Genomic DNA, 23,820 nt, shown 5'->3' on the forward strand with positions numbered 1-23,820 from the left:
ACAGGTTGTTTAAGACGAAACTCGTACACATGCTTTTGGACTATTAAAAATATATGTACTAGCTAACAAAATATGATGAATCAGAATCATATTTTATTTTTGATCACTCCTTGCTGACCAACGGCATTCGTACCGCAGCTTAATCTCTATGAGAATATATGAACCGGAGGTTCCGGTTATTCTTTGGCATAACAAAAAAAACTCTATTTCCCTTTAAGAAGGTTAATAGAGGTTGGGAAGCTATTATTCAAGAACGGGCGTCGGTCTGCCCTCCATCCAACGATATGGACCGGTTCGGGCCGGCACGTAATACGATTCCTTCACAAGCAGCTCACGCAAATCCTGATTCACGTTCAAGCTGCTCTGCAGCGATTTCTTGTCGATCAGGCGCATCATTTCCTCCGAGTAGTCAATGCTGACCCTTCCTGCATCATCGATCATGAAAGGCAGCATCACCTGACGGGTATACATACTGGTTGCCTGCATGGGCTTTTTGTTCATCTTGTCAAAGTCAATCCGGTAGAAGGAAGGAGCAACCGGTTCCCCTTTCGGCAGCTGGCCGTTGTTTTTGGATTTATAGTCGTCGACAAGCTTCTGGACTTCTACAGTCTGCTGAAATGAGGTTAAATCCATCATTTTCACCGTAGGCTTCGTCTCGACATCTACTAGAACATAGATTGCCGTACCGCCATTTTCAAACGCATTTCCCGGAATATTGCTGATCAAGCCTCTTTCTTTCAGCTTCTTGAAATCAACGGGATATTTCTCATACAACGGCGTCATCTGATCGCTATTTTTGATAGGAAGCACGCCGGTTTTCGTATGAAATTGATCCACCGCATTCTGTACGACCACCACGAATTCTCCCGAAGCTATCTGGTTCTCCTTGCGCATCTCCTTCGGATACATGCAGCCCGATAGAACCGTACAAAGCATCACTACACACAGAATGATGCTTGACTTTCGTAAACGAATATTCATGATTTATTCTTCCTCCTGCTGCCGCTCCAACTGTTTTCGTATAGCTGCCTTCAGCGGGTCTTCCGGGAGTGTAACGGTAACATCCCCTGTAACCTTAGCTTGACATGCTAACCGATAGCCTTGCTCATGCAAGCCGCCCAGCTTCAAGCTCTCATTCTGATTTAACGGAGCCAGCCCCGTGTCGCTGCCCTGAACAAGGACCTTACACATTAGACAGGCGGCTTTCCCTCCGCAGCGAGTACGTATGTGAACTCTGGCTCTGCGTGAGGCATCCAGCAGCGTCGTTCCCGCTCGCACGTCGATCGACTTGCCGTCCGGTAAAAACGTCACACGAGCTGTCATCGTTTGTACTCCTTTATTCTTTTTCTTGTCAGCTTATCGTTGAAGCAGCCGATTTATTTGATGGACGATCTCTTCGTCGATATGATTTTGTTGAAGAAGCTCTTCGGCAATGGATGAAGAGCTTCCGATCCGCGTAGAGATAACCTTGGCGATCGGTTCGAACCGATCCGGCCGGTTTCTCAGCAGGTTAAAGATAAGCTCGTGCTCCAGCGGCATCAGCTTGACCGGGGCGAGCCCTTCATGGGTATTTAAAGTATACTTCATGGCATAACGGTCGAGCCAGGCGGCATTCACCTTGTAGAAGCTGTTCCGCATCGTCACTTCGAAGCCCCCGACCAATTCGACCTTGATCCCATGAATGCTGTAATGGCTTAATAAGGAGTAGTAGACGGAAGAACGGTCCTCTACTTGCTCGTCGATGGAATATTCCGATAAAAGTCTGTGAATGCTTCTAGCACCTTCTACATCGGCGTATACGTCCAAATCCTTCGGCGCTTCAGCTATCGGTACTCCTTGCATAAGCAATCCGCAGCTTCCTCCGACTAACCAAGGCTGCTCTATGTCATGAAGCTGCATCTGAAGTGTTCTGAGCGCATTCCCCAGCTTGTCTATATAATCCACGGAAATTCCCCTTCTCGTTGGCGGTTATGCCCGATTAGAAATAAGGCTTATAAACGACGGTAACAGGCCCGTCCTGCTTGACCATAGCCTGACAGCCTAACCGGTAGCCCGCATCGATCTCTTCCGGCTCCAGACGATCCAGCTCCGCATCGTTCGGCTCGTTCAGATACTCTCTTCCTTCCTTAACCAGGCAGCGGCATCGGGCACAAGTGCCTCTTGTGCAGGAGAAGGACCAGTCCACCTCATGCTTCATGGCCAAATCCAGTATAGTAAGGCCGCTATCATGCTCGACCTGCTTTTGCACTTTTCTGCCTACCAAAGTAATCATCGTTCGAAACCCCCGTTATTCAGCTTGATTTTCGTTCTAGAAAGTCTACATCATGGAGACAAAAACATACAGCAAGATGGGAATAAACATCAGGAACGCAATAACCGAAAGGACTCCGCGCAGGATCCCTCTGGTCTTCGTTCTAGCGAAGGTGATCAATAAGGAGGCAAGAACCATCAGCCCAATGGCAATAAAGGATGCCCACATTTTATCCATGGATGACATACAATACAACGACCCCTAACCATCAATAATCATTATCCATTATGTACCTGCAAAATATTCTTTGCTATTATAACATAAAAAAAGCACAAGCGCGCCGGACGGCCGCTCATGCCACGAAACTGTTATTTTTTCGATATTAATTTCATAAGCTGCTCTATCGTATTGCCGTTCTTGCTTCCTTGCACCGATTGAATGATCTCGTTAATCGTAGATTCGGAAACCGGTACATTCACCAGACTGGATACCTGCTTGATCAGCTGTCTTAATTGGGCTTCACTTTGCATTGTGGATGGTTTTACACCGCTAGCCAGCTTATATATATCTTTTTCGCTTATATTTTTGCCGGTTTTCTTCTTTACAGTGTTCAACACATCTTTAGGCGTTGTTTTATCGGCCACTTCCTGTCCCTCCTTAACCTCATAACTCCCTAAGGATCGGAGCATGATCTAAGGTATTGTATGAAGGAGGGACACTAACCGTGTAGGCGGGAATCTAGCCGAACCATTTTGTTTGCACGGGCTTGGCTACTTCCTCCAGCTCGTGTGTTCTGCCTCTGCCCATAAGATCTTCAACGGCGGCCTCGGGGGATTTCCCTTCAAACAGAACGGAATACAGCTCATCCGCAATCGGCATCGTCACCTGGTAATCACGTGAAAGCTTGTATGCCGCCTGCGTCGTCTTGACCCCTTCGACCACCATTCCCATTTGACGAAGCACATCTTCAAGCGGGTTGCCTTGGGCAAGCAAATAGCCCGCACGCCAATTGCGGCTGTGCTTACTGGTGCAGGTAACGACCAAGTCGCCCACGCCGGCCAGCCCGGCAAAAGTTAGCGGATTGCCGCCCATAGCCGTTCCTAGGCGCGATATTTCAGCCAGTCCCCGCGTAAGGAGTGCAGCCTTGGCGTTGTCTCCATAACCCAGCCCATCGGTAAGTCCCGCTCCCAATGCAATAATGTTCTTAAGCGCCCCTGCTACTTCAACACCGATTACATCGGGATTGGTATATACGCGAAAGCTGTTATTGATTAACAAATCTTGTGCGGCCTCCGCAGCTTGAGCATCCTCCGACGCCACCACGACCGTGGTCGGGCTTTGCTTGATAACCTCTTCCGCATGGCTCGGACCGGATAAAACAACGATCTTTGACGCGTCATAATGAGGCAGCTCATCGGCCAACACAGTAGACATTCGTTTGAGCGTTGATGCCTCAAAGCCTTTCGTCGCATGAATCAAGGTCGTTTCTTTTTTTAAAAACGGGCGCATCTGCGACGCTACCTCCCGCATCGCGGCCGAAGGAGCAACCACAATAACAGCGTCGGCTTCACTTACAGCTTGTTCCATTGAAGCTGTCGCATGTATGCGGGGTGACAACATGGCATCATTCAAAAACCGTCGATTCCGGTGCTCCGTATTAATTTCCGTTACCTGCTGTTCGTTGCGGGTCCACAGCATGACATCCATTTCGTTCTCCGCCAAAACCGAAGCAATCGCTGTCCCCCAGCTTCCTGCAACCAGTACGGATACTTTTTTGGCCATGAGCCCACACCTCCGGATTTATTTTTTGGAGCCGAGTTTGTTCTCCTGTCCTTTGATCAATTTCACAATATTGGTACGGTGACGCACCCAAGCGAACACGAATACGAATAAGCTTAACCAGAAGATTTCAATCGGTTCCCGCATAAACCAGATAAATAAAGGTAAGAGAGCGGTAAACAACAGAGAACCGAGTGAAACATAACGGGTTAAAGCAATCGCCAATATACATACGATTCCGGCATATACAACGGCCAGGGGAGCCAGTGTTATCATAACGCCAATGGTTGTGGCGATCCCTTTCCCGCCGCGAAAGCCAAAGTAGATCGGCCAATTATGCCCCGAAATGGCGGCCAGCCCGCACAGCACCTCAATCAGCACGTCTCCTTGTCCCAGCCATCGTCCTACAAGAACGGCGGCAACCCCCTTTAACGCATCCAGAATGAGTACCGTTATAGCGGGCCCTACGCCGAGTACCCTGAGCGTATTGGTAGCCCCGGCGTTGCCGCTTCCGTGATTTCGAATGTCAATTCCTTTCAGTATCTTCCCCGCCAGAAAACTAAAGCTGATCGACCCTAACAAATATGCGATTATAATGGATATTACGGATAGCACTGCTTATCTCTCCCTATTCTTCATCCGATTTTTTACGAGTAAACAACCTGAGAGGCGTTCCTTCAAATCCGAAAGCAGCACGAATCTTATTTTCCAAATATCGCTCATAGGAGAAATGCATCAATTCCGGATCATTGACAAAGAAGATGATGGTCGGAGGTTTAACCGAAACCTGGGTCGCATAATTAATACGCAATCTTCTGCCCTTATCTGTCGGAGGAGGGTTAATAGCCACCGCGTCGGAAATGACGTCATTAAGAACATGGGTTTGTATGCGCATCGCATGCTGCTCCGCCACTTGGTTTACAATCGGCAGCAGCTTGTGAACCCTCTGCTTCGTCTTTGCGGAGAGGAAAATAATCGGCGCATAGGTCATGAACAGGAAATGATCGCGAATCTTTTGGGTGAACTGCTGCATCGTTTTATCGTCTTTTTCCACGACATCCCATTTGTTGACGACAAAAATACACGCTTTACCGGCTTCATGAGCATAACCGGCCACATGCTTATCCTGCTCAATAATGCCTTCTTCCCCATTGATAAGCACCAGCACGACATCCGCGCGTTCAATCGCTTTCAAAGCACGCATGACGCTGTACTTCTCCGTATTCTCGTACACCTTGCCGCGCTTTCTCATACCCGCCGTATCGATGATTACGTATTTTTGTCCGTCTCTTTCAAACGGCGTATCGATGGCGTCTCTCGTCGTTCCGGCCACGTTACTTACAATGACCCGTTCTTCTCCCAAAATAGTATTCGTCAGCGAAGACTTACCGACATTCGGTCTGCCTATAAGCGCAACACGAATCACTTCCTCGCCATATTCATCGTCCGTTCTCTCCGGAAAATGCTGCACGACTTCATCCAGCAAATCCCCGATTCCCGTGCCATGAGAGCCCGAAATACCGAACGGCGTGCCGAATCCGAGACTATAGAACTCATAGATATCGTCCTGCCGCTTCATATTGTCCACCTTATTAACGGCCAGAACAACAGGCTTTTTCGAACGGAACAGCATTTCCGCGACCTCGGAATCGTTGGGCGTCACACCTGCCTTGGCATCCACCATAAAAATGATTACATCGGCCTCTTCAACCGCAAGCTCCGCTTGTGCGCGAACTGATTTTAATATTTCATCTTCTCCGTCGATTTCAATACCGCCGGTATCTATCACACTGAACTGATGGTCCAGCCATTCGCCGACTCCATATAATCGATCCCGGGTTACCCCCGGCATATCTTCAACAATTGCCAATCTGTCCCCGATAATGCGGTTAAATATAGTCGATTTCCCGACATTGGGACGGCCTACGATGGCCACTACGGGTCTTGCCACTCCACTTCATTCCTTTCCTCGCTGCACGTCAAAACGGCAACATGAAAAATTTCACAATCTACATCATAGCATTTGCCTTCCTACAAAGCAATGAAATCCGTACGTTTCCATTATCCGGAAGAGCTTTTATGATCAACCAGAATCATCGTACCGTTCTCTAAATCATGAGCCATCGCATCCAAAATTTTTTCCAGCTTGAAAGCAACCTTTTGCTGCTCGTCCGCATCCTTGGTTATAAAAATCGGCGCTCCTCCGGCCACCTGCTCCCTATCCGACGTCACTATCGCCACGATTTTTGCCATTTAGGCGCCTCCCTTTCCGGTTGAACTTACATCCGCCTCAGACGGCATCCGTATGGCGCTTTCCAGCACCGGAGACTGCAGAATGACCTTTCTTGCCCGGTCTATGTTATGAACCTGCGGAAGCAGGAAGATGCCCAGCCGGCCGTCGTTCATATCCAGCTTTGCGAGCGGCAGCAGAGAGGGCTCTCCGTCATCCCGGTAAACGCCCATGATGGTGGAAATGTCATGCAGCAGCGCTTGCCGCTGTCCAAGATTCGCCAAAGTCACACGACAGTTTTGATTTTTGGGCACGAGAATAAGCCCGATCCCTTTTTCGCAAATTTTATGCCGGGTATCGTCCAAGCCGATATTCATCATATAAATATCGTTTACGAACAGATTCGGCCCGTCCATCCGCACTTCTGCCTTCTGAACTTCGGCAATGTGGGAAATGCTTTTCCCGCTTTTAAAATGGTTTGTGATAAGAATCGCTATGATTCCGGCAACGATCCCCCAGTACCATGCGAAAATAATACTGAACATGGCTCCTACAAAAGAGGTGAAGATCACCATATAGTTGCGCCCCTCAAAGACCATGGCAATTCCTTCGATATAAGCAGCCCCGCGGGGGACGAGCTCCATACTATCGATTTTGGATAACGTTTGCCGCTCCATATTCCGGACATCCCTGAATTGTTGGGCCGCAACCGTAAGGAACGTGATCGCAGTATAGTTTTTATCCAGTAAGGAAGGGACGGCAACCGCTCCTAATCCCGCTGCAATAACACCCAATGCGATATGGATTATTTTCCCATGCGGATAGGTCGGGTATTGACGATAATCTGTCTGCAGCATGGTAATGCGGGCTCCCAATCCGAAGAGCACCCCTATGATAATGCCTACCGTATATTTCTGTTCGGCAATCCAAGCAAGCATTTGGCTTCCCCCTCTCTAATCACTATCGCCGCCGTATCTGCGCCTTATACCATCTGATATCCAAAAAAAGCTTTTTTTGCATGTCAGAGCAACCGCCATCAGTGTCAACGAGATAGTCCTCGTTATAGAAAGCGTCAGCCACCAGCGATCCTGGAAGGACTGAAACCCGAGCTGAAAGCCCGAGTAATTGCGATGGAGATAACCATGATACCATTCAGCCAGGATAAGTCCTATGGACAGTGACGCAACTTGTGCAGCCGGATGCCGGGTCAACAGACTAAGCAGAACACCGATGGCAAGCGCCATAGAGATCTCTGTGCTGCCCAGAACCAGCCTCGGCACCAAATGGATGGTCTCCAGCATAAAGAAGCTGATGGAGCCTAACAAAGCGCCGACCGAAAGAAGGTGTACCCGATAGACGTTCCCATGGACTCGCCACAGCACACAGAGGATACAGATTAGAAGAACTCCCAGGCAGAGGCATACACGCCCTCCCGCTATAGGTAAGGAAAAGTTCATACTGATAAGCCACGAAATAAAAAAAAGAAGTATGACCTTTGAAGTTATACCTCTCATAATAATGTCTTTCCAGCCACTCGCGAACAGGATTAACGAAACGACCATAAGTAGCAAAGATAAGTATCCTGGATTCATCGCACCCACCTTAGAACGTATCGTAGTGATGCTGTCTTCGTTAGCTCTGCCTGCGCAAGCGATGACGGTTGTCTATGCTCCTCACAGTCCAAGAGCGCGAAAAGCCTGTTTCTAACAAAGCAGCCTTCCAATTCCGTTCTTAGTATGGCTTGGTTATGTAATTTTTATAAAACCGTTCCGGTTTGCAAACGATTGAATATCTATTCCTCTCGCATAGCACCAATGAGCCGTTTCGCCAGATATGACCACGGGAACCTTGTGCAAATCTTGAACCGTCGGGGCTCCCAGCGCAGTCATGACGAGCTTCATCTCGTTATGCATCTCCCGGATATGCTCAACCAGGGCCGCTGTCCCTTCCTGACGAAGCGTCCTCAGGAAGGCGCCTGCCACGCCTACGGCTGACGCTCCCAAAATCAGCGCCTTACAAGCCTCCAGGCTGTTTCTGATTCCCCCGGATCCGATAAGAAACACGTTAGCATGCCGGGAAGAAGCATAGTCCGCTTCCAGCAATGCGGTCGCGGTCGTACAGCCCCATTCGTTCAGCCACTCCATCGGCAGCGATCTGCGCATATTCTCAATGGCGGCAAAATTGGTTCCGCCGTATCCGCCTACATCAATGACCGAGATACCAATGCCGAGCAAGGCATCGACGCTTTCTCTCGCCATGCCGAAGCCTACCTCTTTCACGATGACAGGAACCCCAACCTGCTCGACAATAGCGGAAATGCGCTCCAGCATGCCCTGAAAATCCCGGTCTCCCTCCGGCATAATCAGCTCCTGCATTACATTCAAATGAATTTGCAGCGCGTCGGCCCGAACCATCTCGACAGCCCACAGAGCTTGCTCGAGCGTTGCCTCACTCCCTAAGTTTCCGAATATGATGCCATCCGGATTCATCTCCCTCACAATACGGTAGCTTGAGGCTACCTCCGGGTTCTTCAGTGCGGACATCTGCGAGCCTACGGCCATCGCTAATCCGGTTTCTCTGGCCGCGATCGCCAGCTCTCTATTAATTTCTTCTGTCTCATGAGCTCCGCCAGTCATCGCATTAATAATAATCGGCGAGCTCAAATTGAGTTCGCCGATGCTTGTTTGCAATGAGATAAGCGAAGTGGATGTTTCCGGTAAACAATTGTGGATCAGCTTAATATCGGCAAATCCTTGATTACCGCTTTGCCCAAGCTGCAGAGCATGATGCACATGCTCCATCTTTCTTGGTATCCGCACTTGGCCTGCCCCCCTATAACTCACAAGAGTGAACAAGCATGAAGCTTGTTCACTCTCAATGTGGCTCTTATTCAAATCGACTTATTTGAATTTGCTTAATTTATCGCCGAAACGTTCTCCCAAAGTCAAGTTAAGACCTTGGTTTTGGTATTCTTCCGCAATCACGGTTTCTTTTTGATTTCTAGCAGGTCTGTCTGCTTTAGGTGCAGGAGCTTCAGGAGCTTCTTCTGTTTCCTTGATGCTCAAGCTGATGCGCTTCTCATCCACATTCAAATCCAGAACCTTTGCTTTCACTTCTTGGCCTTCCTTCAGTACTTCGAAAGGAGTAGCAATATGGCGATGTGCGATTTGGGAAATATGAACCAAACCTTCAACACCTGGAGCTACTTCTACGAAAGCGCCGAAAGGAGCAAGACGTTTTACCGTTCCCGTCACGATATCGCCGATCTGGAATTCTTCGGCGACTTTTTGCCATGGTCCCGGTTGAGTTGCTTTAATGCTTAGGCTGATGCGCTCGTTCTCAGGATCGAGCTTCAGGATTTGCACCTGAACTTGATCGCCTTCCTTAACCACTTCGGAAGGAGTCTCTACATGATGCCAAGCCATTTCGGAAATGTGAACCAGACCGTCAATGCCGCCGATATCAACGAAAGCACCGAATGGAGTCAAGCGTTGAACGGTACCAGTAAGCTGTTGTCCAACGGAAAGATTGGAGATCAATTCTTTCTTCTTCGCTTCGAACTCTTCGTCCAGAACATCCTTTTGGGAAAGAATGACTTTATTTTTCTCGCGGTCCATTTCTTTCACGCGCAATCTTAATGTGCGACCTTTGTAATCGCTGAAATCTTCAACGAAGTTGCGCTCTACCATCGAAGCAGGCACGAACCCTCTCAGGCCTACGTCAACCACAAGACCGCCTTTAACGACTTCGGCTACTTTTGCCTCAAGAATCGTTTTGTTTTCCATGTCAGCTTGAAGCTGATCCCATGCTTTTTCGCTGTCTACTGCGCGTTTGGAGAGCACCAGCTTCTCCTTGTTGTCATCGATGGTCAATACTTTCAATTCTACCTCTTGACCTACTTGAACGCCTTCGGCTGCGCTTCCTAATGTAACGGAAGAAAGCTCGCGAACAGGAATAACGCCGTCATATTTATAGCCTACGTCAACGATAGCCTGATCGTCGTCTACTTTAATAATGCTGCCTTTAACGGTATCTCCCTTTTTCAGTACAGATACATTGCCCATGGATTCCTCTTGGGATACTTCTTGTTGTGCTTGTTCCTCTTGTACGTTTTCCACTTTTGTCTCTTCTGACATGGTCCAATACCCTCCTTGATTAGCAACCTAACTCAATGAATAGTAGTTACAATTGCTGCTGTCTAATATAATTTACCGGCGCAAAATAGAATACGCGGTTAATTGTTTTTTTAAGTATTCCACATTTTATCATTTCGATTCGTATTGTTTAACCATCGATCGAATTGTGGCCATAATTTTGTCGGTTGCCTGCTCCAATCCTTCGGAGCCCGCTTCCGCAAACTCGCTAATATCAACCGGCGGGCCGTATACCAGCGTCATTCTTTTAAATAATTGATAATTGCCTACTATCGCTGCCGGTACCACTGTTGCACCTGACTTCAAAGCCAAGCTGGCCGCCCCTTTTTTGCCCATGCCTCCGGCGTTGTGCCGCGAGCCCTCCGGGAAAATACCAATAATGTTATTCTCCTTAAGCAGCTGTAGCGAGAGTCGAATGGACTCCTTGCTTACGCCTCCGCGCTTAACGGGAAACGCACAAATTCGGGGTAGTACCCAGCCAAGCACCGGTACTTCGAACAGTTCTGCCTTGGCCATATAGTGCACTCGCCTTTTAATTATAGGACTTCCTAATAACGGCGGGTCAAAATTGCTGATATGATTCGCGCACAAGATGACAGGACCATCGGTTGGGATATGATGCAGTCCTACAACCTTCAAGCGAAACAAGGTCCTGAACAAAAAATGGAATATGGCACGAAGCGTAGAGTAAAGCATGTTACTTCCCCCCGCCGACTTTGGATCTGCAAAGCTCCAAAATACGTTCGACCACTTCAGTAATCGTCATTTCTGTCGTATCCAGCAATATGGCATCCGCTGCTTGGACTAAAGGCGAGGTCTCTCTCTGCTCGTCCATCTTATCGCGGGAAGCTATCTCTTGTTCCAGCTGTTCCAATGTGACCTCCGGACGGCTGTCTTGAATTTCCTTGTACCGTCTTTCCGCCCGAACCCTAACGCTGGCAGTCAAAAATATTTTCAATTCCGCATCGGGCAATACATGACTTCCGATATCTCTACCATCCATCACGACACCTTTATCCGCTGCAAGCTGCTTCTGCTTCTCCGTCAATATGCGCCGCACTTCCGCAATCTGCGATGTACGGGAAACGTTGCCGGTTACAGCAGCCGAACGAATCTCGGCGGTTACATCCTGCCCGTCCACAAACACTTGCTGCCCCTCTTCACCTGGAACGAGACGAATATGAAGCCGTTGCGCAACGGAGATCACTTCCTCTACCTGCTCGGGTCGAAGATTCGCTTGCAAAATGCTCCATGTGACGGCTCTATACATGGCCCCGGTATCGACATAAACGAAGCCGAGCTCATTAGCGACTAATCGGGCGATCGTACTTTTCCCCGCTCCCGCCGGGCCATCTATAGCAATGTTGATTTTTTCCAAAACGCGGGCCTCCCAGCAATAAAAATGAACAATGATGCAATGAATAATAAAACAGGCCCAGCCTGTGATCGAAGAAAATTATACCATAGGTACAAGAGGGATTGCAAAACTCTTCGAGAGCTTTCGCCTTTTAACGACGGTACCTTACCTCGAATGATCATAGGGAATTCCTTCAAGCTGTTCCACTTTTACCAAATAATAGCGAAGCCCGGGGATTTGCAGCAGCAGCTGCACTGCAACAAGCAGAGAAATCAGGACATACAGAGCCCTTTTCATCCATTTTTCTACAAGAGCGGAGAATAATACAAACTGCTCCTCATACTCGGGTTCCTTCTTTACGCGGTCCAACGCCATCACCACTCCATAATCATCCATTTCGTGGTAGTGTACCCAATCCTTTTCATTTCATGCTTACCTTTTGCGGAATTCAAGCTGTCTTTCGAAGCAGTAACGAATAATTTTTTGTCTGTCGTGATCGGTAATTTCCGAATACCTCAGCATAACCTGCTGTTTCCCAGTTTCTAAAGGCTTGACCCGCACCAGCTCTCCCTTAAAAGGAATATGTTCCAGTTGATTGTTCTTGAATTGCAGCAATAGCCAGCACCGGACCGTTTGCTGCGTGGCAAGCGGAATATAGCCGTCGCACAGAAAGGAGATCCCCCCTCCGCCGACATCGTCTGTAACCGCTACAAATTTTAGCTGCTCCGAATACGCTACCGCGATCTCAAGCTCTGCCGGCACTCTCAGGAAATTGCGCCGCTGCACCTTGGTAATCGATTCGAGATCCGGCTTTTTAATATGAACGGTTCTGATCACGTCATCCGAGAAACCGAGGACGGTCGATGTAAAATAATTTTTTACTCCCCCATCGGTAATAAAATAAACCGACAGCTCATCCCCGATATAAAGTCTTTTTAAACGGCCCGTCCGTTCATTCATCGGAATCTCCATGCTGATCTGCTTGTCCGTCATATCGGCAATTCTCGATTTAAACTCCTGTTTGGCCTCTTCTTCGTCGATCGAATTGATTTGTATATGTAAAATCTCATTTACTTTCGGCAGCAAACAAGCGCACCTCCCCTAGATGTTAGCGAAAAAGCAGTACCAAAGTACTACTTATACCCATTCATTATATCATGAAGGCAACATATGGGAAGCAAAAAAATGGCCCTCAAAGTAGCACCTTTGCTTCGGAGCCGATTCATTCACTTTACGGAGATCTCTAAGTTTTGCAAACTCCGGAATGAAAAAAAGAAGAAGCTCGGCGCTTCTTCCTCTTATGATTAAGATTGTGTTACCTGCTGCTCGTCCTTCCCAAGACGGTCAATTTTCTCTTCGGTTCCGGTCTCGCCATTGATATAGATCCGGTACACGCCGCCGTTAATTCGGCCTGTATATTCGTAGCACAGTACTTCTTCCTGAGCATCGTTGCGAATCAAGGCCTTCGCTTCATTATCGACCTTCAAATTCGGGTTCAGCGATTTGCGCGCTTCTTCCGCCGTCAGCTTAGGCGCCTTATGCTCCCGGTCTTTATGATCGAATACGTAATCGGTTGCCTGCAAGCCCAGGATTTCCCCGTTATCCAAAGCCACTTTGACCGATACTTTGTCCAGGTAGTTGATCACATCGTTTTTACGGCTTGCAAAAGTAATATTGGCGTTGTTATTGTATTCGTCATAAGAAACAGCCGTCATATTCTTGTAATCGTGCGAATCCAAAAACTCGGCGGCCGTGTCGCGGGCCTTGCGTACGTCCAGTTTTTTCTCGGTGACGTCACGAGGCGCTGCAAACCACAGCAGCTGTCCGCCTTTTGTACTATAGTCCATATGGACCCCATCCGACGATTGATTGCGTGGAGCCGTTACGCTAAAGGAATGGAACTCCGTCCCCGCGCCATTCTCGACAACCTGCAGCACGGATGGATCCTGGAGATTCAGGAATTGGGCTGCCTTCCGTCTGATCTCTTCAGCGGTAGCATCATTGCCGGATAGCATCTTCATATCCCGCTTTTGGTAAATATTCATTACCGACGGGCTCCATTTGACGTCAGAATATTCCGAGACTTTTTTGTCCATGGTCTGGAAACCGTCAATGATCGCATTATCGAGCGGCTCCTTCTCCGTCGCCAAGGCGGTTTCGACATCCATCCAGCGGAGGTTGTTGGTCAATACCTTGGACTGCATATCCCGAAGGTTCGTGGAGATTTCAGAGGAATGCTGATACAAAGCGTTCAAGGTGCCCAGCTCTTCCTGGGTCAGCGGCTGCTTGTTCAGGTCCCTTAAAGCGGCCCTATAAGAGAAGTTAGCCATATTGGCCAAAAACTCCTCCGTTTTATTGAACGGCAGCAGGGTCAGCGGAAGCTGATTGATCTCGCTTTGAGCCTGGTTGGTGATGCGCCAGACATTGATTAATCCTTTCTTATAGCTGTCCTGGGATGCCGTATTCACCGCTAATGTATTCCCCAACTCGCTATGCAGCTTGTTGACATGAAAGGATAAGTCGTGAAATGCTCTTTGGTATTGGTTCTCGGCTTTAATTAGGATCGAGTTTTTTTCCTGATGCTCCAAGTACCCCCATACGCCGGCGCCAATCAAGGCAACAAGTAGAATCGGAAACATCACAATACTTAATCTGCTGTACATGTAAGTGGAATCTCCCTTCTTCAGCCAAACTTGGCTTTAGTTTTCGCTCAAGGAAGAAGTCTTATGCACAAAAAAAGAAGCTCGGAAAGTGCTGCGACACACAGCTTCCAAAGCTTCTTTCATCAAAAATCATGAGTCTCAATATCAAAATCGTTAGCGTTGTTGCAGATGCACTGTTTGAACCCGGTATCGATCTTGCCCTTATCCTTTTTACCCCGCAGAATAAATCTTTCTCCGCAGTTTTTGCAGCGTATGGTTACCTTGACTCGTTCATTTACAGACATGCATGCCCTCCGGTTTTATAAAAGTCGATACGTCAAGTATAGACAAACCGGTTAAATTTTAACCTTATCATCCGCTTGAACGACCCGGAGGGGAGAGGTTGCGTTAGCTCTCTCCACTTTGCGCAAGCTTCGAATCCATAGAAAGACCATCAGCGGGATCATAAACCAGATCCAGTAGGTTTTGGTCGTCGCAAGCACATAATCGAACACGCCGTGCCAAAAAATCGGAAACGCCAGAGAAAACGCCAAATGCCTTGCAGACCGATGGGGTACAAACTTCGCTTTCCCCAAATGATAGCCCATAATGACGCCGAACATCGCATGCCCCGATACTGGAAGCAGCGCTCGGAACAGAAGGCTGGATATGGACGAGGAATTCAGCAGCGCGTAAAATACGTTCTCCAGCGTTGCAAACCCAAGCGATGCGGCAACCGCGTAGACAATGCCATCATAGGGCTCATCAAAGGATGTATGCTTATAAATAATGAAATAGACAAGGAACCATTTCAGAAACTCTTCAATTCCAGCCGAAATGATAAAGCTGAATACGAACGGATTTTCACCGAGCGCATGAACAAATGCCCGCTGCAGTACCATGACCGGGAATACAAGGAGCACCCCGAACAAAAATACTTTCATCACCAGATGAATCGGCTCCGTATCGTAGCGATCCTTCAAATAAAAATATGCAAGTAGAGCGACACCGGGCGCTATCGCCGCCGCTAAGACTGAGAAGACGCTCATGTGTCCCCCTCCATTTCCTATCCAGAATCAGATCCACCCTCTGAACCGGGCGGCCTCTGCCATCTTGCGTACGCCAACCATATAGGCGGCCAAGCGCATATCAACATTTCTTGTAATATGAATATTATAGACATTTTCAAACCCTTTTTCCATCACTTCTTGCAGTCTGGCATGCACTTCCGCCTCTGTCCAGTAATATCCTTGGTTGTTCTGCACCCATTCGAAATAAGATACGACCACCCCGCCCGCACTTGCCAGCACGTCCGGTACGATCAGGATGCCTCTGTCCGTTAGTATCTTGGTCGCTTCCAGGGTCGTCGGTCCATTCGCTGCCTCCACGACGATGGACGCCCGGATGCGGTCTGCATTCTCCGCTGTAATCTGATTCTCGATCGCCGCCGGAACAAGAATATCACATTCTTGCTCGAGCAGCTCTTTGTTCGTCAGCGTATTCTGGAACAATTTCGTTACCGTACCGAAGGAATCTCGGCGATCGAGCAAATAATCGATGTCAAGCCCGTCTTTATTGTATAGCCCCCCATATACATCGGAGATTCCCACAACCTTGGCTCCCGCATCATGCAAAAATTTCGCCAGGAAGCTGCCCGCATTGCCGAAGCCTTGAATAACAACCTTGGCGTCCTTCAGCAAGATTCCTTTCTTTTTCAACGCGAGATCGATCATAATAGTTACACCCTTGGCCGTAGCCGTTTCCCGGCCTTGAGAGCCGCCGAGTACAATCGGCTTGCCTGTAATAAAATTCGGCGCATCAAACTCGCGAATGCGGCTGTATTCGTCCATCATCCACGCCATGATCTGAGAGTTGGTCATCACATCGGGGGCAGGAATATCTTTGGTCGGCCCGACAATTTGGCTAATGGCCCGCACATATCCGCGGCTTAGCTTTTCAAGCTCACGCATCGACATGTTCCTTGGATCGCAAATAATGCCTCCCTTGCCGCCTCCATAAGGAAGATCGACAATACCGCATTTTAAGCTCATCCAGATAGACAGCGCTTTGACTTCGTCCTCATTGACATCGGGATGGAAGCGAACGCCCCCCTTGGTAGGGCCAACAGCATCATTGTGCTGGGCTCGGTAGCCGGTGAAGATCCGGATAGAGTCATCATCCATACGAATCGGAATTTTTACAGTTAATACCCTCATAGGCTCCCGGAGCAGCTCCACCATACTTTGGGAATAGCCGAGCTTGGTCAAAGCCTTCTCAATAATGATTTGGGTGGAATGAAGCACATTCAAATTCTCTGTCATCTAGAATCATCCTTTTGAAGTTGATTGGTCTAGTCCTGAACGGTTCATTCCCCTATTGTTGCACTATCGAAACACCCTCATGCACTCCCCATTTCTCCCAAAAAAGGGGAAAGAAAACGCCAAAATAACCCCACCGAATGGAGCCTTGGCTTCGGTATTCATTCAAAAGGACTCTACGGGAAGCCCCCGTGAGTAACAAATTCAAAAAAAAGCATCCCCCAAAAACATCAAGTTTTTGTTGGACGCTTTTATCATCTAGGTCAAGCCGACTGTGACAGCTTATTTAAAGTGGGAACACAGCACCTTCACAGCGTCAGACGCTATAACCGTCTTGCCATACTCCTCGAGAACCGCACGCGTTACGGTAGCCACATCCCCAAACTCGGACAGAACAGCAATCACAGCCTGGTATCCGCTCTCATCCAGTTCATCGGCATTTAATTGCAGAAACCACTTGTTCTTATACGAAAACAGGATTCCACCGTCAGTAACCAACGGATTCAGCACTTTCGCCATGCGCAGTAAGTCTTCAAAATCATGAAACATATAGGAGATTTGGTCCGTTTGCTCCAGCGTGACTTCAAGCTCATACATTTCTTCGACTTCCTCGTCGTAGGACTCAACGGAATGTTGGAAATCGACCTTCCCGCGCGTAACGATAACGACCATACCTTGCGCCGGGAGCTGGAGCACCTCAACGGCAAGCGGTCCGGAAGGCTCGAAGCCTAGCTCGGAATAAGCCTGATCCATCATATCGCTGAACAACTCGTGCACTTTAGGAATTTCTCTCCACATGTCATCCTTTTGAATGCCTCGCTCCGTCAAGTCGTCGAATGTGAGGAAAATCCGTATCTTGTCCTGACTTAAACGCTCCATTTTCATACAGGATTCCTCCTTGCCGACGCATATATTATAGCTTATGAAGTAAGGTTAAAAAGGTGAGTAAGCATTTATAGCTTGTATTCAATTATATGACTATTATATCACAACATAACAAGAAATGTACGAATGTCCTGAAAAAAAGAAAAGACACGAGCACAGGTTCTGCTCATGTCTGGTACTTCCGGTCCATCTACAGACTTCATTGAGTCTGATATACTTCCTTTTGTTGATTCTCTGTCAGAATTTCATCGACTGCGGCTTTGATTTCGGCATCCTTATTAATAAGGGCTTCCACTCTGGCGAGGCCTTCATGGGTGGAACCCGCTTCCTTCTTAGCATGTATGGATTCCGATCCGGAGGCAGGCTGGTTTTTAACGTCCGAGTGATTTGAAGCGCCTGCTTTGTCCGCAAAGCCGCCGAGCGATTGGTTTTTGCTGCTAATTGCTGAAAAGAGCATGGATTTGCTTTTATTATTGAAATAAACAACAGCGGCAGCTCCAACCAATCCCCCAAGCAAGAATGATCCGAACTTCATGGCTATCCCTCCATCCGTTTGATTACATACGTATTGTCCGCTATGAAGAAGCGAAGCATGCATGATAAAATTAGGAAACCAACACAGAACAGGAGAAGTCAGACATGAACAAAAAGCTGCTTACAGGGCTTGCAGCCCTTCTTATTTTGACAGCAACAGCCTGCCAAAATGACGCAAAGCCTTCCGGTACCATCACAGGTGCGCAACCCAGCCCTTCCGTAGGGACGACGGAGCATTCCGAAAATACCCCAGCTCAAACAACCAAGCCGACGGATACCGCTCCCTCGCAGCCGCCTACGGTGCAATCTGCCGAAACTGCGCCATCGCCGAAGCCATCAGCCGCGCCGTCCACAGCGCCGAAGACAACCTACCGGTTAAATACGAAAAGCTATGATATCCAGCCCATCGATCCCTCAGTGACCGAGAAAAAAATGGTGCTGCTTACGTTCGACGACGGACCCAAGGATAAAGAAATGCTCGAATCGATGCTGAACACATTGGACAAGCATCATGCCAAGGCGATTTTTTTCGTCAACGGCTACCGCGTGAAGCAAAAGCCGGAGCTCCTCAAGCTGATTCATGAAAGGGGGCAAACGATTGGTAATCACTCCTGGGATCACATTGACTTGAAAAAAGAAAACGAAGAAAAGGTCAATCAGCAAATCGGAGACGTTCAGGCTATCGTAAAAGAAGCCATTGGGGAAGCGCCTCGCTTCTTCCGTCCTCCATTCGGTTCCGGCGGTGATATCGTCAAGGCCAAGGTAAAGGAGGAGCAAATGCTCTTTATGACCTGGTCCAACGGATCGAAGGACTGGGAGATGAGCACCAAAAACAACAATCCCGATCAAGTGGTCGCCAATGTGCTGGAGCAGCTTCGGCCCGGAAGCAACATCTTGATGCATGAGCTTCCTTGGACCGATAAGGCGCTGGATAAGCTCCTCACCGAGCTGGAGCAGAAGCAGTACGGCTTTATCGATCCGGCGACGATAGAAATCACACCTTAACCCCGCTCTTCAGATCCGCGGGCAAAAAAAAAGATCCGTTCCCCAGGACGGATTCAAGATATCTTCTATGATTTGTTAGCTGTGTTTCTTCAGATAATCCCAGCCCCAGATCAGAAGTCCGATGACTAGCAAGATAAATAACCACAGCAAGGTCCGGTAAAAGACAGGGAGCCATCTTTCCTTTTCCGTTGGATGTATGGTGCTGCGCGGAGGAAGAAAGTGTTCCTCCTCCCATTCCTCTTCCGGGCCTTGTTTGTTTTGTGCGCTCATATCTTGTTGACTCAAATGCATTTAATCCTCTCTCCTGTAACGTATAATACAACCCATTATAAAATCGATGACGAAATGGGCTATGATAGGCGTCCATAAGGAACCTGTCTGAATATAAATCCAGCCCAGGCCATAGCTGATGCTGAATACCAGACCCGTCATAAGCCAATGCTGCAAATACCGGATATGAATGGCCGCGAATAATATACTTGTCCAATAAGGCCCCCATGAAGCTTGAATGGCGCCTCTGAATAAAAGCTCCTCACATAGGGCAACGAAAAGGGACATAAGGGTAATATGCCATAAAGGGCGGTTTTTGAACAGCAGCTCGTTAATTCCGCCGTCGTCTGTCACTTCGGGAGGAACCCATCTCGAAATAACCAAATCGACAACCAGCACGGCTAAGGCGAAGACAACTCCCCAGACAGGAATCCAGATTCCATGCTTCCAAGAAAACATCTGAGACAAGGAAGGCTTCTGAAAAAACATAATAATGGCTCCAAGCAGCAGCACCAGCACTTGCGTCATGTATAAATTCATGATGAGAAACCGTTCGTCGATTTCATCGGCCTGGACGTGCCTGAACTTAAATTGTTTAAAATTAAATTTTTTCATGCAAATTATTCCTTTTTTCGACAGGATCACCTATACTATCAATAAAAAACATCAAGGAGCTTGAACATGGAGAAAAGGTTGACCCGTACAGATTACTTATTTGTCCTCATCTTCATTTTTATGCTCGTACTCGCTCTCGGCACTTTTTTCCTCGGAGTCAAATTGGGTCAGGAACGTTCCGCCGCAAAGTACGAAGGTCAGATCTCCCGGCAGCAGGATGCTGCCAAAGCGTATTCCGCTTATCATCAACAGTATCTGGTGTCTTTCTATCATACCATTTATCAACCGTACAGGGAATTTCAAACGAGCTGGTTTGATAAATTAGACATGCTTGAAGTCAACCGGAGCGCGGATGCCTCCTTATTGCTCAAGGATTTGTCCAAGCTGGCTAAAGACAAGTACGATGAAATCATCGACAAATCCATGCCGGAATCCTCGCCTCTTCTGCAGGAAGGACAGCAAAACTATGCCAAGAGCCTGAAGCTGTTTAGCGAAGCTTTGAGCAGCCTTCAATCCAGAGCCAATTCCATGCCGGCTGCGGAGCTGCTGAAGGATATGGACAGCAATGCATACTTGATCGAAGCGAAAAACTTTGCTTTGGCAGCGCAAAAGAACTATTACGATTCCATCGTCAAATGGCAGCAATCTGCATCCGCTTCCATTCAAACCGCCGATGCCGGAAAGCCGTTAACCATACAGGAGTGGAACTCACTCCCTCTTAATGTCAAGAATGATTACATATCCGGTGTTCTGGTAAATACCAAGCTGTATAAGCCGTTTACACCGCAGGATCTATCCATCCGAATCGACGAGATGATCGCAACGGGGCAAGCCGCGAAATACAATCTGACTCAGATTCAACCGGTTATTGAAGTGCTTCTGGCAACGGACGCCGTTCGCTCCGGAGATTTTATCCGTAACAAAAGCAGATGGTATCCGAACGAAACCCTGCCGCAAATCCCCTTCTTTACCGGACAAAATTGAGATAACCCTACAAGGCGGTGCCGCGGCTTCGAAAGCACATTGAAGTGCTTTACGGGAAGCCAGAAATTAAAAAGCCGTTTCATTGCAGACCCGTGGGTTTGCATTCTGAAACAGCTTTTTTTGTCAAATCATTAATCGTATTGGAAGCCTCGAAGCATGGCTACGGCTGCCATGCCTCCTTCCACATTCACGACATTGTCATACCCTTGCTGCTTCAAGTAATAGCACACGTTGGCGCTCCTCACACCGTGAGCACACACGATATAGAGCTTACGATCCGTGGGAAGCTCCGATAAACGGGCAGGTATAGTGTTCATAGGAATCAGCTTCGCCTCGTCCAGATGGTAATATTCCCATTCCATAGGCTCTCTTACATCAATGATAATGGAATCTCCCATCTCCCTTTGGTTCAACTTCTCCACGAATGCTTTCGGATCTATCATTTCAAAAGGTTCCATTAAGCCCATCTCCTTCTCTTGATTGCCTCGTAAAGAACAATAACGAAAAATTCACAATTGATCAAGTAAAAACCATTGCAATCCGTACGAAATTGCCATAAAATATGGTTTGTAGCTAGTGAAAGGCGAACAATTATCGCCATTCAAGCACAAAGCGTACGTAGATCTCGTCCCCTAGCAAGGCTTGTCAAATTAGGTCGGACAACCTATTCGACACCTATTGACACGAATTACAGGGTCATGGTACGCTAATGAAAATTCATTTTAACAATCGACTTTGACGGAGACAGTATAATCCGGTAATGCGCAGAGAGCCGATGGTTGGTGCGAGTCGGACATTATCCTTTATACGGAGCACTCCAGAGTTGCTGTATTGAAATGCTACCGATTCGTGTGAACGGGCAAAGTAGGTGCAGCCGGGTAGGAACCGTTACCTTTCTGAGTCTTATGACTCGCGAGGCTGCTCGTGTGAACGCGCAGCGAATTAGGGTGGTACCACGAAAGTAACTCTTCGTCCCTTATATACGGGCAATCGTATGGGGATGAGGAGTTTTTTTATGCTCATTTACAAGGTGATATGGCTCGAGGTGCAGCCCACCCTCCCTATCGTCCGTCATTTGAGCTGTTAGACATTATACTATATTTGGAGGTCTGAACAATGTTTAAAGTGTTAGTAATGGATGGCATTAGCGACATGGGAATTCAAATGCTGTATGACGCAGAGGATGTTGCCGTTGAGAAGAAAAACGGTTTGTCCGAAGACGAGCTGATCGCCATTATCGCCGATTATGACGCTTTGATGGTACGCAGCCAGACGAAAGTAACCGAGAAAATCATGAATGCCGCTGCTAAATTAAAAGTTGTAGGCCGCGCAGGCGTTGGCGTTGACAATATCGATTTGGAAGCCGCAACCAAACGCGGTATCGTGGTTATCAATGCTCCGGACGGAAATACCATCGCCACTTGCGAACTGACCTTCGCCATGATGATGTCGGTCGCGCGTTCCATTCCTCAAGCTTACAAAAAAACGGTCGGCGGCGAGTGGGACCGCAAAACCTTCGTCGGCGTAGAGCTGCGCAACAAAACCTTGGGTATCCTGGGTATGGGACGCATCGGCAGCGAGGTTGCGAAGCGCGCTAAAGTATTCGGCATGAATGTTATCGGATATGACCCGTTCCTGACAGAAGAACGCGCTGAGAAAATCGGTGTCAAATTAGGTACGGTTAACGAGATCGCCGCACAAGCCGACTTCATTACCGTTCATACGCCATTGACTAACGAAACCCGCCATATGATCTCCCGCCCGCAGTTCGAGCTGATGAAAAAAGGCGTACGCATCATTAACTGCGCGCGCGGCGGCATTATTGATGAAATGGCTTTGGTTGAAGCTATCGAATCAGGTATTGTAGCAGGTGCTGCATTTGACGTATTCGAACAAGAGCCGCCAAAACCGGATCATCCATTCCTGAACAACCCTAAAATTATCGTGACTCCTCACTTGGGAGCTTCCACTGTAGAAGCACAAGAGAACGTAGCGATTGACGTTTCCGAGGAAGTCCTTCATATTCTGCGCGACCAGCCGTTTAAAAATGCCGTTAACATGCCTCCTGTTCCTCCGACTGTGTTGAATAAGCTTCAGCCTTACTTCAACCTCGGCGAACAGCTCGGACAATTCGCAGGACAATTGACCGAAGGCGCCGTCAACGAAATCGTAGTGAACTATTCCGGCGATTTGAGCGATGTGGATCCTACTCCGCTTACCCGCTACATCGTCAAAGGCATTTTGGCTAATCAGCTGGAAGGCGTAAATATCGTAAATGCGATGCATTTGGCAAAAACTCGTGACGTCAACATCGTGACTCAAAAATCGACGGCATCCAAAACGTTCACGAACCTGGTATCCGTTACTTTAAAAACGAAAAATGAAGAGCGCACATTGGCTGGAACCCTGCTTGCAGGCTACGGCGAACGCATCGTGCAAATCGATCAATATCCTGTTGATATTGCCCCTCACGGTCATCTGCTGCTGATCTCCCATAATGATAAACCGGGCATCATCGGTAAAGTGGGAACCTTGCTTGGCAGCAACGACGTGAACATCGCCTCGATGCAAGTGGGACGTAAAGTATTCGGCGGCTCCGCGATCATGGTTCTGACTACGGACAAAGCAGCTCCTGCAGACGTACTGGAACAGCTTGCACAGCTTCCGGAAATCGAGAAAGTAGCTGACCTTACTCTGCAATAATTTCACTTTGTTTCACGGACAACAAGATTTACTTCCTGCATTCAACAAAAAGAAAGAGCTTCCGATAATTTCTGTCGGAAGCTCTCTTTCTTC

The 23,820-nt window shown here is 48.1% G+C and carries 30 protein-coding genes and 1 other annotated feature; of the genes, 3 read left to right on the forward strand and 27 right to left on the reverse strand.

Going from position 1 to position 23,820, the window contains the following annotated elements:
• Nucleotides 1–243: 243 nt before the first annotated feature.
• The 24 genes from B1728_RS13210 to B1728_RS13320 form a co-directional block, all read right to left on the reverse strand.
• On the reverse strand, nucleotides 244–981 hold the full coding sequence (locus tag B1728_RS13210; RefSeq protein WP_079910693.1) for a hypothetical protein: 738 nt from the start codon (nucleotides 979–981) through the stop codon (nucleotides 244–246).
• 3 nt (nucleotides 982–984) lie between these two features.
• Complete coding sequence (locus tag B1728_RS13215; RefSeq protein ID WP_079910694.1) at nucleotides 985–1,323, reverse strand: 2Fe-2S iron-sulfur cluster-binding protein; 339 nt, start codon at nucleotides 1,321–1,323, stop codon at nucleotides 985–987.
• A 33-nt stretch (nucleotides 1,324–1,356) separates the two neighbouring features.
• Nucleotides 1,357–1,944 carry a nucleotidyltransferase domain-containing protein gene (locus B1728_RS13220; RefSeq protein WP_079910695.1) on the reverse strand — a complete coding sequence of 196 codons (588 nt, stop codon included), beginning with the start codon at nucleotides 1,942–1,944 and terminating at the stop codon, nucleotides 1,357–1,359.
• 34 nt (nucleotides 1,945–1,978) lie between these two features.
• The gene (locus B1728_RS13225; RefSeq protein WP_079910696.1) at nucleotides 1,979–2,272 is read right to left on the reverse strand and encodes a 2Fe-2S iron-sulfur cluster-binding protein; all 294 of its coding nucleotides are present in this window, start codon (nucleotides 2,270–2,272) and stop codon (nucleotides 1,979–1,981) included.
• A gap of 45 nt (nucleotides 2,273–2,317) precedes the next feature.
• Complete coding sequence (locus tag B1728_RS13230) at nucleotides 2,318–2,497, reverse strand: DUF2768 family protein (RefSeq protein WP_079910697.1); 180 nt, start codon at nucleotides 2,495–2,497, stop codon at nucleotides 2,318–2,320.
• 122 nt (nucleotides 2,498–2,619) lie between these two features.
• Nucleotides 2,620–2,895 (reverse strand): stage VI sporulation protein F, encoded by a 276-nt coding sequence (locus tag B1728_RS13235; RefSeq protein ID WP_256865343.1) that lies wholly within the window; start codon nucleotides 2,893–2,895, stop codon nucleotides 2,620–2,622.
• Nucleotides 2,896–2,989: 94 nt separating this feature from the next.
• Nucleotides 2,990–4,033, reverse strand: a complete 1,044-nt coding sequence (locus tag B1728_RS13240) for an NAD(P)H-dependent glycerol-3-phosphate dehydrogenase (RefSeq protein ID WP_079910699.1) — start codon at nucleotides 4,031–4,033, stop codon at nucleotides 2,990–2,992.
• A gap of 18 nt (nucleotides 4,034–4,051) precedes the next feature.
• Nucleotides 4,052–4,645: a glycerol-3-phosphate 1-O-acyltransferase PlsY gene (gene plsY / locus B1728_RS13245; protein ID WP_179136004.1), complete on the reverse strand. Its 594-nt coding sequence runs from the start codon at nucleotides 4,643–4,645 to the stop codon at nucleotides 4,052–4,054.
• Between the two features lie 13 nt (nucleotides 4,646–4,658).
• Complete coding sequence (der, locus tag B1728_RS13250; protein ID WP_079910700.1) at nucleotides 4,659–5,981, reverse strand: ribosome biogenesis GTPase Der; 1,323 nt, start codon at nucleotides 5,979–5,981, stop codon at nucleotides 4,659–4,661.
• 110 nt (nucleotides 5,982–6,091) lie between these two features.
• Complete coding sequence (locus B1728_RS13255) at nucleotides 6,092–6,283, reverse strand: capping complex subunit for YIEGIA (RefSeq protein ID WP_079910701.1); 192 nt, start codon at nucleotides 6,281–6,283, stop codon at nucleotides 6,092–6,094.
• Nucleotides 6,284–7,198: a YIEGIA family protein gene (locus B1728_RS13260; protein ID WP_079910702.1), complete on the reverse strand. Its 915-nt coding sequence runs from the start codon at nucleotides 7,196–7,198 to the stop codon at nucleotides 6,284–6,286. It lies immediately after the preceding gene.
• Between the two features lie 15 nt (nucleotides 7,199–7,213).
• The gene (locus B1728_RS13265; RefSeq protein WP_144027855.1) at nucleotides 7,214–7,717 is read right to left on the reverse strand and encodes a hypothetical protein; all 504 of its coding nucleotides are present in this window, start codon (nucleotides 7,715–7,717) and stop codon (nucleotides 7,214–7,216) included.
• A 288-nt stretch (nucleotides 7,718–8,005) separates the two neighbouring features.
• The gene (gene fni / locus B1728_RS13270; protein ID WP_179136026.1) at nucleotides 8,006–9,061 is read right to left on the reverse strand and encodes a type 2 isopentenyl-diphosphate Delta-isomerase; all 1,056 of its coding nucleotides are present in this window, start codon (nucleotides 9,059–9,061) and stop codon (nucleotides 8,006–8,008) included.
• A 99-nt stretch (nucleotides 9,062–9,160) separates the two neighbouring features.
• Complete coding sequence (gene rpsA, locus B1728_RS13275; RefSeq protein WP_079910705.1) at nucleotides 9,161–10,396, reverse strand: 30S ribosomal protein S1; 1,236 nt, start codon at nucleotides 10,394–10,396, stop codon at nucleotides 9,161–9,163.
• 129 nt (nucleotides 10,397–10,525) lie between these two features.
• Nucleotides 10,526–11,110: a lysophospholipid acyltransferase family protein gene (locus B1728_RS13280; RefSeq protein WP_079910706.1), complete on the reverse strand. Its 585-nt coding sequence runs from the start codon at nucleotides 11,108–11,110 to the stop codon at nucleotides 10,526–10,528.
• A gap of 1 nt (nucleotide 11,111) precedes the next feature.
• On the reverse strand, nucleotides 11,112–11,792 hold the full coding sequence (gene cmk / locus B1728_RS13285; protein ID WP_079910707.1) for a (d)CMP kinase: 681 nt from the start codon (nucleotides 11,790–11,792) through the stop codon (nucleotides 11,112–11,114).
• 144 nt (nucleotides 11,793–11,936) lie between these two features.
• A complete protein-coding gene (locus tag B1728_RS13290) occupies nucleotides 11,937–12,146 on the reverse strand; it encodes a hypothetical protein (RefSeq protein WP_079910708.1) in 210 nt (69 codons plus the stop codon).
• A 57-nt stretch (nucleotides 12,147–12,203) separates the two neighbouring features.
• Complete coding sequence (locus B1728_RS13295) at nucleotides 12,204–12,857, reverse strand: flagellar brake protein (RefSeq protein WP_079910709.1); 654 nt, start codon at nucleotides 12,855–12,857, stop codon at nucleotides 12,204–12,206.
• Between the two features lie 218 nt (nucleotides 12,858–13,075).
• The gene (ypeB, locus tag B1728_RS13300; protein WP_079910710.1) at nucleotides 13,076–14,434 is read right to left on the reverse strand and encodes a germination protein YpeB; all 1,359 of its coding nucleotides are present in this window, start codon (nucleotides 14,432–14,434) and stop codon (nucleotides 13,076–13,078) included.
• A gap of 122 nt (nucleotides 14,435–14,556) precedes the next feature.
• Nucleotides 14,557–14,718, reverse strand: a complete 162-nt coding sequence (locus B1728_RS36270; RefSeq protein ID WP_179136005.1) for a hypothetical protein — start codon at nucleotides 14,716–14,718, stop codon at nucleotides 14,557–14,559.
• 51 nt (nucleotides 14,719–14,769) lie between these two features.
• A complete protein-coding gene (gene prsW, locus B1728_RS13305; RefSeq protein WP_079910711.1) occupies nucleotides 14,770–15,462 on the reverse strand; it encodes a glutamic-type intramembrane protease PrsW in 693 nt (230 codons plus the stop codon).
• 27 nt (nucleotides 15,463–15,489) lie between these two features.
• A complete protein-coding gene (locus tag B1728_RS13310) occupies nucleotides 15,490–16,734 on the reverse strand; it encodes a Glu/Leu/Phe/Val family dehydrogenase (RefSeq protein WP_079910712.1) in 1,245 nt (414 codons plus the stop codon).
• Nucleotides 16,735–17,013: 279 nt separating this feature from the next.
• Complete coding sequence (locus B1728_RS13315) at nucleotides 17,014–17,616, reverse strand: genetic competence negative regulator (RefSeq protein WP_079910713.1); 603 nt, start codon at nucleotides 17,614–17,616, stop codon at nucleotides 17,014–17,016.
• Nucleotides 17,617–17,815: 199 nt separating this feature from the next.
• The gene (locus B1728_RS13320; protein ID WP_079910714.1) at nucleotides 17,816–18,151 is read right to left on the reverse strand and encodes a hypothetical protein; all 336 of its coding nucleotides are present in this window, start codon (nucleotides 18,149–18,151) and stop codon (nucleotides 17,816–17,818) included.
• Between the two features lie 104 nt (nucleotides 18,152–18,255).
• On the opposite strand from B1728_RS13320, the gene B1728_RS13325 reads away from it, so the two are divergent.
• Nucleotides 18,256–19,155, forward strand: coding sequence for a polysaccharide deacetylase family protein (locus B1728_RS13325; protein WP_079910715.1), 900 nt, complete (start codon nucleotides 18,256–18,258; stop codon nucleotides 19,153–19,155).
• A 75-nt stretch (nucleotides 19,156–19,230) separates the two neighbouring features.
• On the opposite strand, the gene B1728_RS13330 is transcribed toward B1728_RS13325, so the two are convergent.
• The gene (locus tag B1728_RS13330) at nucleotides 19,231–19,446 is read right to left on the reverse strand and encodes a hypothetical protein (RefSeq protein WP_144027856.1); all 216 of its coding nucleotides are present in this window, start codon (nucleotides 19,444–19,446) and stop codon (nucleotides 19,231–19,233) included.
• Entirely contained in the window at nucleotides 19,447–20,040 is a 594-nt protein-coding gene (locus B1728_RS13335) for a CPBP family intramembrane glutamic endopeptidase (RefSeq protein WP_079910716.1), read from the reverse strand.
• 66 nt (nucleotides 20,041–20,106) lie between these two features.
• Here B1728_RS13335 and B1728_RS13340 point away from each other — a divergent pair, with 66 nt between their 5' ends.
• On the forward strand, nucleotides 20,107–21,024 hold the full coding sequence (locus tag B1728_RS13340) for a hypothetical protein (protein WP_079910717.1): 918 nt from the start codon (nucleotides 20,107–20,109) through the stop codon (nucleotides 21,022–21,024).
• A gap of 131 nt (nucleotides 21,025–21,155) precedes the next feature.
• Here the strand turns inward: B1728_RS13340 and B1728_RS13345 are convergent, their stop codons facing one another.
• A complete protein-coding gene (locus B1728_RS13345; protein ID WP_079910718.1) occupies nucleotides 21,156–21,482 on the reverse strand; it encodes a rhodanese-like domain-containing protein in 327 nt (108 codons plus the stop codon).
• A 268-nt stretch (nucleotides 21,483–21,750) separates the two neighbouring features.
• Nucleotides 21,751–22,004, forward strand: a binding site (T-box leader).
• Nucleotides 22,005–22,140: 136 nt separating this feature from the next.
• Here B1728_RS13345 and serA point away from each other — a divergent pair.
• A complete protein-coding gene (gene serA / locus B1728_RS13350) occupies nucleotides 22,141–23,727 on the forward strand; it encodes a phosphoglycerate dehydrogenase (protein WP_079910719.1) in 1,587 nt (528 codons plus the stop codon).
• The last annotated feature ends 93 nt before the right edge of the window (nucleotides 23,728–23,820 follow it).

The sequence above is a fragment of the Paenibacillus sp. 32352 genome, from assembly GCF_002042965.1.
Classification (GTDB): Bacteria; Bacillota; Bacilli; order Paenibacillales; family NBRC-103111; genus Paenibacillus_S; species Paenibacillus_S vulneris.

Excerpts from the sequence above, each read along its gene's own strand:
- B1728_RS13210 (WP_079910693.1), bottom strand. The coding sequence starts at position 981 with ATGAATATTCGTTTACGAAAGTCAAGCATCATTCTGTGTGTAGTGATG.
- B1728_RS13215 (WP_079910694.1), bottom strand. The coding sequence starts at position 1,323 with ATGACAGCTCGTGTGACGTTTTTACCGGACGGCAAGTCGATCGACGTG.
- B1728_RS13225 (WP_079910696.1), bottom strand. The coding sequence starts at position 2,272 with ATGATTACTTTGGTAGGCAGAAAAGTGCAAAAGCAGGTCGAGCATGAT.
- B1728_RS13230 (WP_079910697.1), bottom strand. The coding sequence starts at position 2,497 with ATGTCATCCATGGATAAAATGTGGGCATCCTTTATTGCCATTGGGCTG.
- B1728_RS13240 (WP_079910699.1), bottom strand. The coding sequence starts at position 4,033 with ATGGCCAAAAAAGTATCCGTACTGGTTGCAGGAAGCTGGGGGACAGCG.
- B1728_RS13255 (WP_079910701.1), bottom strand. The coding sequence starts at position 6,283 with ATGGCAAAAATCGTGGCGATAGTGACGTCGGATAGGGAGCAGGTGGCC.
- B1728_RS13260 (WP_079910702.1), bottom strand. The coding sequence starts at position 7,198 with ATGCTTGCTTGGATTGCCGAACAGAAATATACGGTAGGCATTATCATA.
- B1728_RS13265 (WP_144027855.1), bottom strand. The coding sequence starts at position 7,717 with ATGAACTTTTCCTTACCTATAGCGGGAGGGCGTGTATGCCTCTGCCTG.
- fni (WP_179136026.1), bottom strand. The coding sequence starts at position 9,061 with ATGGAGCATGTGCATCATGCTCTGCAGCTTGGGCAAAGCGGTAATCAA.
- rpsA (WP_079910705.1), bottom strand. The coding sequence starts at position 10,396 with ATGTCAGAAGAGACAAAAGTGGAAAACGTACAAGAGGAACAAGCACAA.
- B1728_RS13280 (WP_079910706.1), bottom strand. The coding sequence starts at position 11,110 with ATGCTTTACTCTACGCTTCGTGCCATATTCCATTTTTTGTTCAGGACC.
- B1728_RS13290 (WP_079910708.1), bottom strand. The coding sequence starts at position 12,146 with ATGGCGTTGGACCGCGTAAAGAAGGAACCCGAGTATGAGGAGCAGTTT.
- ypeB (WP_079910710.1), bottom strand. The coding sequence starts at position 14,434 with ATGTACAGCAGATTAAGTATTGTGATGTTTCCGATTCTACTTGTTGCC.
- B1728_RS36270 (WP_179136005.1), bottom strand. The coding sequence starts at position 14,718 with ATGTCTGTAAATGAACGAGTCAAGGTAACCATACGCTGCAAAAACTGC.
- prsW (WP_079910711.1), bottom strand. The coding sequence starts at position 15,462 with ATGAGCGTCTTCTCAGTCTTAGCGGCGGCGATAGCGCCCGGTGTCGCT.
- B1728_RS13310 (WP_079910712.1), bottom strand. The coding sequence starts at position 16,734 with ATGACAGAGAATTTGAATGTGCTTCATTCCACCCAAATCATTATTGAG.
- B1728_RS13315 (WP_079910713.1), bottom strand. The coding sequence starts at position 17,616 with ATGAAAATGGAGCGTTTAAGTCAGGACAAGATACGGATTTTCCTCACA.
- B1728_RS13320 (WP_079910714.1), bottom strand. The coding sequence starts at position 18,151 with ATGAAGTTCGGATCATTCTTGCTTGGGGGATTGGTTGGAGCTGCCGCT.
- B1728_RS13325 (WP_079910715.1), top strand. The coding sequence starts at position 18,256 with ATGAACAAAAAGCTGCTTACAGGGCTTGCAGCCCTTCTTATTTTGACA.
- B1728_RS13330 (WP_144027856.1), bottom strand. The coding sequence starts at position 19,446 with ATGCATTTGAGTCAACAAGATATGAGCGCACAAAACAAACAAGGCCCG.
- B1728_RS13335 (WP_079910716.1), bottom strand. The coding sequence starts at position 20,040 with ATGAAAAAATTTAATTTTAAACAATTTAAGTTCAGGCACGTCCAGGCC.
- B1728_RS13340 (WP_079910717.1), top strand. The coding sequence starts at position 20,107 with ATGGAGAAAAGGTTGACCCGTACAGATTACTTATTTGTCCTCATCTTC.
- B1728_RS13345 (WP_079910718.1), bottom strand. The coding sequence starts at position 21,482 with ATGGAACCTTTTGAAATGATAGATCCGAAAGCATTCGTGGAGAAGTTG.
- serA (WP_079910719.1), top strand. The coding sequence starts at position 22,141 with ATGTTTAAAGTGTTAGTAATGGATGGCATTAGCGACATGGGAATTCAA.